Source organism: Streptomyces sp. NPDC020490 (assembly GCF_044335305.1).
Classification (GTDB): Bacteria; Actinomycetota; Actinomycetes; order Streptomycetales; family Streptomycetaceae; genus Streptomyces.
On the sequence record NZ_JBIRUY010000049.1, the window covers coordinates 17,357 to 30,532 of the forward strand.

Below are 13,176 nucleotides of genomic sequence, written 5' to 3' on the forward strand. Positions count from 1 at the left end.
TGTTGAAAACCCGTGAACGCCGGTGTGCACGTGCTTCGACAACCCTTTGTGATGTTGCACGGCAGATGCAGGCGGTGTGATAGCCCCCACACAGCGAAGGACTTGGGGCAGATCAGTGGCTATTCACCGAAGCTCAGGAGCGGCCTCCGTGCCACACGCCGGGGCGGAGAATGTCCTCCCATACCTCCAGCGGGCCTTCGTCGTCGGAGTAGAGGGTTCGCACAACGAGAACCGGGACAGGAACGTTCGGTGGCACGTCGATGCCGAACTCGTTGAGTTCGTTGTTGGATGCCAGCCGCGCCGTGCTTTGCTCTGGTCCGGCGATGATCGTCTTGCCGGTGCGGTCGGTGTACAGGTCGTGCCGGAACTTGGGCATCGGTCCTTCGTCAAGCAGTTCCGGCAGGGGCTCCAGAGCCCGCATGTGGATCATGTTCAGAGCCAAGGCCGTCGGCTTGCCGTCCTGCAAGAACGTTCGACTCCTCAGCACGATCTCGTCGTACAGGTCGATCCCGAGGAGGTTCGCAATCTCGGGATCTGCGCACGAGCGAACTACGGAGCGAGAGTTCACATAGGTCTCCCGGGGGGCCAGTGGCCTGCCGGTGCGGCGAAGGCGCTCCAAACGTGCGGCGCCCGTGAGGATCGATGGAGGGACATCGCTGCGGCTCAGCACAGTGGTGCCGCTTCCCTGTGTCGTGCGAATCAGCCCTTCAGCCTCCAGGGCTTGGTAGGCGCGATGGACCGTCGCTGTGGCTCCCTTGCCCTCAGTGACGAGGGCCTGGACCGACGGGAGTCGATCACCAGGGCCGTAGTCGCCGTTCTCGATTTTTTTCGCGATCTCATCCGCGATCTGTCGCCACTTTGGCGGCTTCGGGGCCGGGGCTGGCATGGCGACTCCTCTCGGCTCGACTTGTGGCAAACAGTCAAGCACATTCTAGAAGACCTTGACATCTCTTCTAGAAGACTTCATCGTGGTGTCTGCGAACGGCGCTAAGTGCCTTCCGCACCAGTACGACTGCACAACAGCAGGGGCCACCGCTTCTTCGGAAGTGGGGCAATGGGGTTGAGCCCGCGCTCCCCCGGTCGAGGCGCCTGTACCGCATATCGAGCACCACAGACCCACCTTGAACAGCGTGTATTGCTGCGCTGTCTGTCCGTCAGGACCAACCGGCCACAACGCCGGCCTGGCGTGGCAGAGAGAGCAGCACTCGCCCCATCTGCCAGAAGGAGATCGAGATGGCGAACCGGAAGCGTCCCGGCCGGACCCGCACCAAGCGCAACAACCGCCGCGAGCCGCTGCTGCTCAGCAGTATGTCCCCTGAGGATTTCAACGTCCGACCCGGCGAGACCAAGTCGATCGCCTGCCCGGACTGCCTGGCCTGGCGCCGGATCATGGGGAAGACAGACCTCAAAATCCGTGAGCACTGTGTTTCCGACAAGGTCCCCGAGGGCGCAAAGCACGCTATCTGTCCCGGAAGCAACCAGGTTGTGGTCATCGACATCGACGTCCGGCGGTGGCAGGCCCGGCAGGACCGCCTGCTGCGGGATGCGATGCCGCAGGACAATCGGCGCGCAGCCCGCCAGTTCTACAAGCCGATCCCGGCCCCGGCCGCCCCGGTCTCCCGGATCGAAGCGGAGCTCACGCTGGAGACGGCCCGCCAGTCCTATCTCGCCCACCGCAAGGGGTGCACGAGGTGTGTGGGCGGACAGCACTGCACGGACGGCGGCATCTTGGCCCGCCGCTTCGTCCGCGCGCTTCAAGAAGAGCCCGCCCGCCGCGCTTCCCAACAGCACTACGAGCGCGAAGAACAGCGCCGGGCACGCAACGAGGCCGCCCGCTGGCCGACCGTCCGCAGCGCCCAGTGGGCCAAGCACGGCGGCGCAGAGGTGGAGACCGCGAACAACCAGTGCCGCGAGCGCACGGCTGGATCGGTCTCCGAGTACCGCGGCCCCAGCGTTCCGCTGGAGCCGCTCCGGGTCAGCGCCTGACCCACCATGCACGAACGACCACGGCCCCGGGGGGGGGGGGGGGGGCGGGCCGGGGGGGGGGGGGGGGGGGGGGGGGGGGGGGGGGGGGGGCGGCCCCGGCGGGGGGGGGGGGGGGGGGGGGGGGGGGGGGGGGGGGGGCGGGGGGCGCGCGCCCCCCCCCCCCCCCCCCCCCCCCCCCCCCCCCCCCCCCCCCCCCCCCACCCCCCCCCCCGGGGCCCCCCCCGGGGCCGTGGCTGCTCGTACGGCAGCCGACTCCCCAACTGGGGAGTGATCGCGACAGCCCCAGGGATTGAGCCCCTGGGGCTGTCCAGGACCTGGTTGGAGGACCTGATGCCCACCAGCATGACATCCGAGCAGGCCCGGCGGTCTCGCCGGGAAACGCTCCAGGCCATGGTCGACACCGTCGCCGTGTGCACCGGCATCGACCCCGACGTCTTCTTCCGCTCTGACGGTGAGCAGCAGACCACCTGGCAGGCCCGCCGTGCGAACGCGATCCGCGTGTGTACGGTATGCCCGGCACGGGCGGCGTGCGAGGAGCTCGCCCTCCGGGACGGGGACGGCCGGGCCGACGCCGACGACATGGTCCGCGGCGGACTGACCGGTCCCGACCTCGCCGTCGCCCGCGCCCGCCAGGCCGACCGCCTGGCAGCGGTGATCGAGGCCGATCGCGACATCGAGGGCAAGCGCCTGGACACCCTGACCGCCTTACTGAGGCGGACCGCCCTCAAGAACCCCGACAAGGCCGGCGGCCACCGCACCTCGGTCTGCGCGCAGGCCGCGCAGACCGAGGAGATACGACTTCTGGCGGCCCAGGTACGCGAGATCCGTACCGCCCGCCGGGCCCGTGCCGGATGGGGGGCCGCAGCGTGATCCGCAACCGCGCCCTGCCCCGCACCGTCGACGAGGAGATCGGCCCCCGTCAGCCCGGCGCGATCTACCAGAACGCGTCCGGTGCCTTCGAGGTGATCGCCCTCGTCCGCGACCCCGAGAAGGCCCGTGAACTGCTAAAGCGCGGCTGTGCGCAGTGGGCGCTGATCGTGAAGGACGTGCTCCGCCCGGGAGCGGAGCCGTTCGTCATCGGCTCGGTGTGGACGACGTCCGACTACCTGGTCCGCGAGGGCAGGACGACGTACACCCCGGCCGCCTGACGCTCCGCCACGGTCCCTCTCCCGCTTTGCCGGCGCCCGGCGGGTGGGAGGCGGGCCGTGGCTGGCCGTCCGGCCAGTCATAAGGCGACAGCCCCGGAAGGTGAGAGCTCCGGGGCTGTCCGGTCAAACGGATTCGGAGATCCCTATGACCACAACGATCATGACACGAGCCGTGGCCCGTACGACAGTGGCCGCGTCCAACCCGGAGTACTGGTGCGGCCCGTGCGGCGGCTTCCACGCCGGGCCCTGCCCGGCCGTCGCGCACCGCCGGCTCGGTGACCTCCTGGCGCGCATGGTGCGCGAGTCCGACGCCCGCATTCCCGCAGAACGCCGGGCCCGCCGCACACTTCAGGAGATGCTGCCCGGCTACGACCGGCAGCCGGTCCTGGTCCTGCACCGGCCGGTCATGGCCGACGACGCCTGCCCGCTGTGCGGCCGCTGGAACTGTGACCCCAGCACCTGCCCGCCCGCGTCCGCGGCCCCCGCGCCCGCCACGGCGAGCACCGGGATGCAGTGCGACGTGTGCGGTGGAGTGTTTGGCGCCGCACCGCCGCCTGCCGGCATGCAGACCGCTGCCCCGGCACCCACCGCCTGGACGTGCAGTGCCTGCCAGAACAACGGCTACTGAATGCCGTACCTGATACAGGCGGCCCGGGCAGCACAGCACCGTGCAGCCCGGGCCGCAGCAACGCTCGGCACCACGCACCCTCGTACCCGCCTGCTGCTCGCAGCGGCCGCAGCGGCTGCCGTCGCAGCGTGGGAGATGGGACACCGGGTCGCCGAACTGCACACGCCCCGCCCCCGGCAGCACAAGCGCCGGCTCTGAACAGATGCCGCTCCGCTCCGGCCAATCGGCCGTCACAGACACACAACAGCCCCAGGGCCGCCGCCCCGGGGCTGTCTCCTGCACTCGACTTTCTGAGAGGCCCGAATGAAGCGAGTATCCATCCCCCTGGTACGCACCCACGCCTACGCGCCCGTCTCCACCGACGCGCCCGAGCGGCTCCGCCCGGCCTGCGCCGACGAGGACCCCGAGCTGTTCTTCCCCATCGGCAACACCGGTCCCGCGCTGCTCCAGATCGAGGAGGCCAAGGCCGTCTGCCGCCGCGGCTGCCCGCTGCTGGAGAGCTGCCTCGAGGGCGCGCTGGAGCGCAACGAGCTGGGCGTGTGGGGCGGCACCGACGAGGACGACCGCCGCCGCATGAAGCGCCGCGCCGCCCGTAAGCGCGCCGGCGCCTGACCGCTGGACGGGATCGGCGGGCAACTTCTGGCCCGCCCCGCAGCACTGGCACCGACCGGCCGCCCGCACGACGGACGGCCGGTCTTCGCACGTCTCCAGCCCGGGAAAGCCTCGGGCTCCCTTTCTCCACGGGAGAGCTCATGGACCGCACCACCCCGACCGTCACCGGCACCCGGCGGCTGCCGGACTCGCTGTGCACCCACACGCCAACCTGTCCGGCAGCCGACAGCCCGGACCGCGAGGCCGCGCACACGATCGCGAGTCACCCGGAGCAGGGCTGGAGCCTGCTGTGCAACGGCGTCTTGCTCTTCGAGGACACCGGCGAGCTGCTCCCCGACGGCAAGGTCATCACCCCGCATCGACCCCTCGTGGCCGCGGCCTGACTGACGGCTGCCTGATCCGCCCACACCGACCGTCCACCACCGTGGCGGCCGGGACGGGCGGTGAAGGGGAGCCGGACAGCCCGGACCACAGCCCAGGGAGGCCCCATGGCCACGACGATGACCCCGCTCCAGCCCGGCACGGAAGCCGCCGCCCAGGCCGCCGCTTTCGCGATCTTCGGCAGCGACATCCCGCCGATCGGGCCGGAGGACTACAGCGGCAGCTGGCGCACCACCCTCCACGTCATCGCGGAGGAGTGGGTGGGCGAGGGCCGCTTCGAGCAGCACGCCGCCCGCACCGCGACCGCGCTCAACGAGCTGTTCGCCACGCAGGAGCGGTACGGCGTCGGCTCGCCCGAGGCGCTCGCCGGCGGCAGCGCGCTCCAGCCGCTGATCGACCGGTGCCGCCACTTCGGCATCACCACCGCCGACCTCATCCGGCACGGCGCTCAGTTCCCCGAGAGCTGACTTCGCGCCCGCCTGCGGGAGCCGCACCCAGTTTCGAGCCCGCCCTGTGACGCTTCGCGAGACCGGCCGCCCGCCACCCGGGCCGCCGGCCTTTTCGGGCGCGCGGAGCGGGTAGAGCCGGTGCCAGTTTCGTGATCAACCAACCGCACCGACCGCCGCTTCGGGAACGCGCCGCCGCGTTTCGGGAGCAGCCCCCGCCGTTTCGCGCACGCCCTGAACGCCCCCTCGGAGGCCCCACATGACGCTCACCGACTGGCCGCGCACCGCGGCTGAACCCGACCCCGACACGGCTTCACCGGCCGCCGTTTCGGGAACACCTCAGCCGGTTTCGCGGACGCCCGGCACCGTTTCGGACGCGCCGGAGTTCGTTTCGGAGACGGAAAGCGGAACCGGAACGGACCGCTCCCCGGCGAAGCTGACCGGCACCCAGAAGTGGACGGCCGGAGCGATCGTCATCGCCGCGCTCGCCCTCGCGGGCATCGGCCTGTACCTGTCCTTCGAGCACGTCGCGGAGTTCGCGTTCAAGGAGCTCCGCTTCGGCTCGCTGGGCAAGGGCCAGCTGTTCGCGGTCGGCGTCGACGTCGGCATCATGGTGATGATCGCGGTCGACCTGCTGATGGCCTGGCTCAAGCGCCCCATCAGCTGGATCCGTTACCCGGTCTGGCTGCTGACGGCCGCGACCGTCGTCCTCAACGCCGCGTCCGGCGCCCCGGAGGGCGCCTGGAAGCTGCTGGACTACGTGGCCGCCGGCGCCCACGGCGTCGTGCCGGTCCTGTTCATCACGGTCGTCGAACTCGGGCGCACCGCGATCGACCGGGTTGTCCGGCCTGAGCAGGAGGAACGGGACTCGATCCCGTGGCTGCGTTGGATCCTCGCCCCCGTCGCGACGGCCCGGATCTTCCGCCGGATGCGGCTGTGGGGCGTCACCTCCTACCCGGAGATGATCCGCCGCGACCAGCAGCTCATCGCGTACGAGCAGTGGCTCAAGCGCAAGTACAAGGGCGACATCTCCAAGGCGTCCGAGGATGAGCTGCTGCCGATGAAGATGGCGCCGTACGGCTACACCGTCGACCAGGCCCTGGCGATGCCCGATGAGCAGGAACAGGCAGCTCAGGAGCGTGCGGAGGAAGCCGAGCGTCGCCGCCTGGACGCGGAGACGCGCAGCGAGGTCGCCAAGGCGGAGTCCGAAGCCGAGCGGCTGCGCGCCAAGGGCAAGGTGGAGCTGGTCCAGGCGGAGGTCGACGGCCAGACCGGTCAGGCCCGCGCCCACGCCCGAGCCCAGGTCAGCGCCGCAGAGCGGGCCGCTGAGCTGGAGCAGGAGGCGCTGGACAACGCGGTGGTCGCCGAAGCCCGAGCCCGTGAGGCGGAGGCGGAGCGCAAGGCGGCCGACGAGCACGAGGCCAAGGCCGCCGCAGACCTCCGGGCGGCGGAGCTGGAGCGGCAGGCAGCCGAGAAGCGGAAGGAAGCTGCGGAGGCCGACCGGGTCGCCGCAGCGGAGGCACAGGCGATCGAGACCCGGACCATCGCCGAAGCCCGCAAGGCCGCTGCCGAAGCGGACCGGCGTGCTGCCGAAACGGAGAGGGCCGCTGCCGAAACGCGGCGGGCCGCTGCCGAAGCCGACCGCAAGAAGGCTGAGGAGCACCGCCTCCAGGAGGTTGCTCTCGCCGACGCCGCGCGCGCCAAGCAGGAAGCCGCCGAAGCCGAGAGGGCCGCTGCCGAAACGCGGCGGGCCGCTGCCGAAATCGAGCAGCGCGCGGTCGAAGCCGAGGACGTCGCGAAGCTCAAGCCGCGCGAGCGGGCGGTCCGCCGGGTCGCCCGGATGATCCTCGTGGTCGGCGGCGACGCCGACCGGCTGCCGCTGGCCGACATCCAGCACGAGCTGGCGGTCACCTCGCCCGGCACGGCTTCGGAGTACCGCCAGGAGGCAGCCGAGCTGCTCGCCAGCGGCTACCGCCCCTGATCCACCGTCCGGCACACACCAGTGAGGGCCAGCCCATCGCAACTGGGCTGGCCCTCGCTGCGACTGCCGGAAGCAGTCACAGCCCCCACAAGTACACCAGGAGGGAATCCCCGCCGTGAACAGTGAAAACGACCCGAACTACTCCCCTCTGCGCGACGTCGCGCAGAGCCCGGAGGCAACTGCCCGGTACCTGGCCGACGTTCAGCGGGTCCTGCTGGACATCGGCAAGAACCTGGAGACCCTCGCGCACGAGACCCGCGTGCACCTGCGCGACACGCACGTGGAGGGCGACCGCTGGTACCACGCCCGGCTGCGCGCGATGCCCGTCGAAAAGGCCCTCGGACAGGTTCTCAAGAACCTGAACAACCTCACCGAGGGCCTGGAAAAGAGCGCCTATAAGCGCCGCGCCCACGACGAGGCTGTGGTGAATACGGCCAAGGGAAGGAAGGAAAAGGAGCTGGAAAGGCAGCGGAAGAAGAACCCGTTGAGCCTCCAGGCCGCACCCAATCCGCCCCAGCAGGGTGCGCAGGGCCAGAATTCCGGGTATGGTGGTCCCACGTCGATTTACGACCTCGGTAAGAGGGAGTCGGCGTGACGCGCCCCCTCAGCAGCATCGAACGCTCCATTCAAGGGCGGAACAGCTGGCTGCAGGACGAAGAGCGCAAGGCGATCGAAAGTCGCGGGGAAGTCGGCCGGATGGAATTCTGGCTCCGCGTTACTCGGTCCGAAATCAGCAGGGAAATCAAGGCCGGACGCGGCGATGTCGTCGCCGCTTTCACGCTGGTCTGCCGCCTCTTCAAGCTCGTCTTGGAGAAGCGGCAGGCGGGCGACCCGCGGCTGTTCGACCACCTCATGCAGTACGCGGACACCGTCCTGAAGCAGCACGGCCCGCGTAACTGAGCGTCACCCACGAAGGCCCCGCCGGGCTCCGGCGGGGCCTCGCGCGCGTAAAGCGTGCACACGTGCACGTGCACACGCGTGCACACGAGACCCCACTGTCTGTCAAGTCCCCCTGGAGGGAGGTGCACCGTGTCCGACGAGTCCGACGATGCTGGCGGTGGAACCCTGGTCCACGGCCCGTGGAGCGGTGATTCCACCTACACGCTGCCGCCGATCCCGGATTTCATCGACACCATTCCGCCGCCGGAAGACATTCCGGCGGCTCCCCCGGAGAGCCCGGAGGAGACCACGATGGAACTGCCGCCGATTCCGGCTGCTCCGGACCCGGCGGCAGCGCTGCGCTCCGACGGAATTACGGCACCGGAAACCGGAGAAGATGACGGCGAATACGAGGAAGGTGAATACGCCCAGCCTCGTTCGCTCGCTGACCGTCTCGGTGACTGGCTCGAATTCCGGTTGGAAAGGGCGCGGGTCAATCATGAAAGTGAAGCGCCTTTCCGTGAGGCTGAAATAGCGCGGAAGGCTGCGCTGCTGGAGGGTCGCACCGCTCAGGAAGTCGCGATGATGGAGCAGAACGGAAAGCTCCATGCGGCGATGATGAAAGCGAAGGGCGACAAAGCGGCGGCGCGGTCAAAGGCCGACGCCGACCGCATGAAGTCGCCGGGCTCCGGCCTGGGGACGGACAAGGGCCGCTCGAAGGCTGGCGGTGGCGGCGGGTCCTCGCGTGGCGGGGGTGGTCCGTCCCGCAACAGCTCGGGTCCCGGCTCCAAGGGGCCCGGGTCGCGTGGCTCCAACTCCGGCGGCAGCGCCGGGCGTTCGGGGTCCGGATCAGCCGGTGGCAGCGCAGGCGGCAAGGGCGGCACGAGGGGCTCGCAGGCGGGCTCTGGCGGCCGTACAGGCGGTTCCGGGCGTAACGGGCCGTCCGGGGGCTCGAAAGGCTCCCAGACGGGCGCTGGCGGCTCCGGCCGTGGCGGCTCGAAGGGCGACGGCAGCGGCCAAGGCCCGGCGTCCAACGCCCGCGCGGAGCGGGCCCGCGGCCGCCAGGAGCGCGCCGGGGCCCGGCAGGCCGCGCGGCAGGAGCGGCGCAGCGCCGGGCACGCCGCCGGCATTGCCGACCGGTCCAAGGACCGCGACCAGGCCCGCGCCAACCGGCAGCAGAACTGGGAGGCCCGCCGCGCGAAGCGGCAGGAGCGGGGCGAGGCACGGAAGGCGAAGCGGGAAGCCGCGGCGTCGGCCGACTCGGGCCGCACCACCTTGGGCCAGGCCGTCGCGGAGGAAGCCCATCGCCGCTTCGACAAACGCCGTGCCGACGCGAAGGCCGCCGCGGACGCAAAGGACGCCAAGGACGGCAAGGCCGGCGCGGAGAAGGTGAGCCTGACCAAGGACAAGGACTCCAAGGCCAAGGGCACCGACGGCAAGGGCGAGAAGGACGCCAAGGACGGCCCTGGCGGGGCCTCCAGCGGCACAAAGGACGCCCCGGCGTCCGATGAGCCGGGCAAGGACTCCAAGGCCGGTGACGGACCGTCTGACGACTCGAAGAAGCGGCGCCGGTTCCGGCGTCGGCGCACCGGCAGCGGAACCGGCAGGGCCGGTCGGCGGGGCCGCACCAGGCGTGCAGGTCGTGCCGGGCGGCGCCGCGGCTGGGCATGGGACGGGGTGAAGGATCCCGACCCGACGGTGGAGTGGGCCGACGGCCGCCCGAAACGTCCCGACCCGCAGCCGGAGAGCAGCGAGGACATCCCGGACGCGGTGATCGTCGACGACGAAGCCGACCCGTTCGGCTGGTATGCCGCCCGCCGTCCCGGCCTGCCCCGCGCGCCCAGGCAACCGCGCGTCAGGCGGGGGGTCATCAAGCGCCCCGGCACCAGCCGGCCGGACCCGGCCGACGCACCCGGCGAGAGCGATCAGCCCGTGGTCGGCCGACCGGCAACCAGCAGCTGGCCCACCAGCACCGAAGGGAGCAGCGTGAGCAGCGCGGAGGTCAGCAGGCCGTCCGGGCAGGGCGGTCTGGCAGCCCAGCACCGCACGGACATCACGTTCGACGAGTTTTTGATGGAGATGGCGAACATCGCCATCCAGGCCGCCTCCGACCAGGAGAAGGCCGAAGCCCTCGCGGACGCGCTCGACAAGGTCGCCGACGCCCTGCGGGACATGTCCGCCGACCTGATCGGCGACCACAACATCGTCACCGAGGTCACCGAACTGATCTCGGACCTGGCCGACGCAGCCGCCCGGATGAGGCAGCAGGCCGAACGGTGCGCGTCCGAGTGCGGTCTCGCCATGGAGGCCGCCAAGCTCGCGGCCGCGATGGTCGCCCGCATCTACGGCCAGGACATGGCCGCCAAGGAAGACGCGGGCCTGAAGTACGCGTCGGCCGCCGCCCACCACGACTAGGAAGAGGGAGGAAATCCGCTGATGAGCAGCGATCTCGCACCCAGCGGCGCCAGCCCGGTGCCCGTCCCGGCCGACGACGACAACCGGTACAAGGCCGTCCAGGCCAAGCTCAAGACGCTCGCCGGCGCGCTGGACGACGCCGGCCTCGAGCTGGAGGCGCTGGTGCGCAGCGTCAAGGCCAACGCCCAGCGCGCCCAGGACGTGGCCCGCGACATCGGCACCGCGGGACTCGACGCGAAGTTCGTGGAGCTGACCGGCAACGTCTCGGTCGCCCTCGGGGGCGCGGCCGTGCAGGTCAAGAAGCTGAGCGACACCGCCCAGGAGACCGCCGACCTCACCCACCAGACCCGGCGTACCCACTCCAAGCTCTACGGGGCGCTGGACGACATCCGCTCCAACCGGCGCGAGAAGACCCCCAAGCCGGGCTTCTTCAACCGCTGACCCCACTCCCCCACCCCACCCCGCCACGGGCGGCTCCGCGACACACCGCGGGGCCGCCCGTCCCGTTTCCCGAAGGAGCTTCGGTGACCACGCCGCGCAGTGTCACGCTCGAACGCCTCGCCTACACCCTCGCCGCGCCCGTGCTGGCCGTGGCTCCCAACGTCTACCCCGACAGCCCCGTCAACCAGGTCGTGCAGCTCGCCGGCGCGGCCGGGATCGGCGCATGGTTCCTCGCCTACAAGAGCGATGAGCCCGGCGCCGGACGCAAGATCCTGCGCTGGTCCCCGCTGGTCCTGGCCGCCGCCGTCGACGTCGCCGCCGGGCACACAGGCGGCTTCGGCCCGTACTGGCTGGACGGGCTGCTCGCCGCAGGATGGGCGGCGGCCGGCTACGTGGTGATGCCGTTTTCCCGGCACACCCGCCGCCGTCACCGTCCCGCCGTCGCGGCCCCGGCCCCGCAGCTGGCGCCGGCGGAAGCGCCCGAGCCGTCCCCGGTCGTCCCGGACGACGGAGCCGACCTGCTCACCCGCGACGCCCGGGTGCTGTGGGAGCAGGCCGGGATGCCTGGCCGCACGCACATCGTCAAGGCCACCCGGCACACCGGCATGCAGCACGACATGACGATCCTGCTGCGCGCAACGGAGACCGGACGGCCGATCACCGGCCTCACGGAGGCCGCGGTCGCCGCGCCGTTCGGTGTGCACTCCAGCGACGTGGTCCTGGCGGAGGTCGCCGTCCAGCCCGGCCGCCAGGGCGGCCCCGGCTGGATGGAGGCCCGCATCACCCCCGACGCCAACCAGCGCCGCCGCAAGGCCCCCACCGACCAGGAGCGCTGGATGGACAAGGTCGGCTCGCCCAAGGGCGGCGCCCCCGGCTCCGAGCTGGTCCACAAGACCCGCGACGACGAACGCGGGGTCACGTTCTACCGGGCCAAGATGTCCGACTCCACCGAGACCCCGCGCATCGACCTGCCCAAGGTCTGCCGCGGACTGAAGATTCCCGAGGACGACTCCTGCGTGTTCGTCCTCGTTGACGGCAGCGAGTTCCTGATCAGCGTGTTCGATGAGCCGCCGCTGTCGCAGATCTTCCGGGCGACCCGCGAGCTGCTCACCCCGGACGACAAGGGCATGTACGTGTGCGGGTACACCATCACCGGCCAGCCGGTGAAGACGATGGTGTATCAGCACGACAAGAACGCCCCGGCCCACGGCCTGACCCTCGGGGTATCCCGGTCGGGCAAGACGCAGTTCTTCGCGATCCACATGGCCGCCCAGTCCCTGGACGGGGAGGTCGTGTGGCTGGGCACCGTCCGCAAGGACGAGAAGACCAGCGTGCTCGGTCGGTACATCGACCGGCAGGGCTCGAACGCGCTGTGGATGGCCCGCTCGCTGCGGGCGGCGAAGGCGCTGTGCGAGATCAGGGCGGAGATGCCGTGGCCGCACGACGGCCAGCCGCACGACTACAAGCCGGGCGACCCGCGCTGCCCGTACAGGCAGCTCAACGTCTATGGCGATGAGTTCATGACCGCGGCGCAGGACGCGGACTTCGGCGAGTTCATCCAGAAGGACGGCGAGGACCTCACGGTCACCGGTCTGAAGTACGGGATCGGCTTCAACCCGGCCGGGCAGTCGCCGTTCGCGCACAACGGGTTCTCCACCGAGATGAAGGACAACCTGCGGCAGAACTCGAGGCCGGTCATCTTCAACATGGGTTCGCCCGGCGCCACCCGCAAGGCGGCGGAGGGCACCATGGAGAACGCCTACGACGTGCCGACCATCCCGGCCCGCTATTCCCGCACCGAGGGTTCCGCGATCGAGCGGGCCATGCGCGGCGAGGCCGACCCGGAGAACGGCGTCAGCACGGGCGGCGTCGCGGTCATCGTCCTCGACAATGGCCGCGCCGTCCTGATGCGGTCGCTGTACGCGGACTTCGACACCGACCTGTCCGAGCTGTTCCCCGACGAGGTCAACCGGCTCACCGACCACGAGATCAGCGAGCTGGAGAAGCGCGGCCTGTGGTTCGACTGGAACGAGCCCGTGCGGCCCGGCGAGTTCTGGCCCGAGCCCGACGAGGACGACGACGGCGACGGCCGCTCCCGTCGCCGCGGCGGCGGGGGAGGCGGCAAGGGCGGCGGCGGCAAGCGCAGTTCCACCAGCCGCTCCGAGCAGGTCACCTCACCCCGCCAGGCGCTGGAGGCCATCAAGAGCCTCAACAACGCCTGACTGCTCCCCACCCCATCCATCCCGGGGCCGGCCTGCC

14 protein-coding genes are annotated in these 13,176 nt (G+C 71.0%); 13 read left to right on the forward strand and 1 reads right to left on the reverse strand.

Annotation, left to right across the window (positions count from 1 at the left end):
- Window positions 1-133: 133 nt before the first annotated feature.
- Window positions 134-886, reverse strand: a complete 753-nt coding sequence (locus ACH4ZX_RS35920; protein ID WP_398282387.1) for a GntR family transcriptional regulator — start codon at window positions 884-886, stop codon at window positions 134-136.
- 347 nt (window positions 887-1,233) lie between these two features.
- On the opposite strand from ACH4ZX_RS35920, the gene ACH4ZX_RS35925 reads away from it, so the two are divergent.
- From ACH4ZX_RS35925 to ACH4ZX_RS35985, 13 genes are all read left to right on the forward strand, one after another.
- A complete protein-coding gene (locus tag ACH4ZX_RS35925; protein WP_398282389.1) occupies window positions 1,234-1,986 on the forward strand; it encodes a hypothetical protein in 753 nt (250 codons plus the stop codon).
- Window positions 1,987-2,316: 330 nt separating this feature from the next.
- A complete protein-coding gene (locus tag ACH4ZX_RS35930; protein WP_398282391.1) occupies window positions 2,317-2,856 on the forward strand; it encodes a WhiB family transcriptional regulator in 540 nt (179 codons plus the stop codon).
- Entirely contained in the window at window positions 2,853-3,134 is a 282-nt protein-coding gene (locus tag ACH4ZX_RS35935; protein ID WP_398282393.1) for a hypothetical protein, read from the forward strand. Before ACH4ZX_RS35930 ends, ACH4ZX_RS35935 begins: the two co-directional genes overlap by 4 nt.
- Before the next feature lie 145 nt (window positions 3,135-3,279).
- Window positions 3,280-3,762 carry a hypothetical protein gene (locus ACH4ZX_RS35940; RefSeq protein WP_398282395.1) on the forward strand — a complete coding sequence of 161 codons (483 nt, stop codon included), beginning with the start codon at window positions 3,280-3,282 and terminating at the stop codon, window positions 3,760-3,762.
- Window positions 3,763-4,065: 303 nt separating this feature from the next.
- Window positions 4,066-4,374 (forward strand): WhiB family transcriptional regulator, encoded by a 309-nt coding sequence (locus ACH4ZX_RS35945; RefSeq protein WP_398282397.1) that lies wholly within the window; start codon window positions 4,066-4,068, stop codon window positions 4,372-4,374.
- Between the two features lie 140 nt (window positions 4,375-4,514).
- Window positions 4,515-4,757, forward strand: coding sequence for a DUF5999 family protein (locus ACH4ZX_RS35950; protein ID WP_398282399.1), 243 nt, complete (start codon window positions 4,515-4,517; stop codon window positions 4,755-4,757).
- Window positions 4,758-4,862: 105 nt separating this feature from the next.
- Complete coding sequence (locus tag ACH4ZX_RS35955; protein WP_398282401.1) at window positions 4,863-5,222, forward strand: hypothetical protein; 360 nt, start codon at window positions 4,863-4,865, stop codon at window positions 5,220-5,222.
- Between the two features lie 238 nt (window positions 5,223-5,460).
- Window positions 5,461-7,182 (forward strand): DUF2637 domain-containing protein, encoded by a 1,722-nt coding sequence (locus ACH4ZX_RS35960; RefSeq protein ID WP_398282403.1) that lies wholly within the window; start codon window positions 5,461-5,463, stop codon window positions 7,180-7,182.
- Between the two features lie 115 nt (window positions 7,183-7,297).
- Window positions 7,298-7,777, forward strand: coding sequence for a hypothetical protein (locus tag ACH4ZX_RS35965; protein WP_398282405.1), 480 nt, complete (start codon window positions 7,298-7,300; stop codon window positions 7,775-7,777).
- Window positions 7,774-8,082 carry a hypothetical protein gene (locus ACH4ZX_RS35970; RefSeq protein WP_398282407.1) on the forward strand — a complete coding sequence of 103 codons (309 nt, stop codon included), beginning with the start codon at window positions 7,774-7,776 and terminating at the stop codon, window positions 8,080-8,082. Before ACH4ZX_RS35965 ends, ACH4ZX_RS35970 begins: the two co-directional genes overlap by 4 nt.
- A gap of 129 nt (window positions 8,083-8,211) precedes the next feature.
- The gene (locus ACH4ZX_RS35975) at window positions 8,212-10,476 is read left to right on the forward strand and encodes an ATP/GTP-binding protein (protein WP_398282409.1); all 2,265 of its coding nucleotides are present in this window, start codon (window positions 8,212-8,214) and stop codon (window positions 10,474-10,476) included.
- Window positions 10,477-10,497: 21 nt separating this feature from the next.
- On the forward strand, window positions 10,498-10,917 hold the full coding sequence (locus tag ACH4ZX_RS35980) for a conjugal transfer protein TraB (protein WP_398282411.1): 420 nt from the start codon (window positions 10,498-10,500) through the stop codon (window positions 10,915-10,917).
- 83 nt (window positions 10,918-11,000) lie between these two features.
- On the forward strand, window positions 11,001-13,139 hold the full coding sequence (locus ACH4ZX_RS35985) for a chromosome segregation protein ParM (RefSeq protein WP_398282413.1): 2,139 nt from the start codon (window positions 11,001-11,003) through the stop codon (window positions 13,137-13,139).
- Window positions 13,140-13,176: the final 37 nt, after the last annotated feature.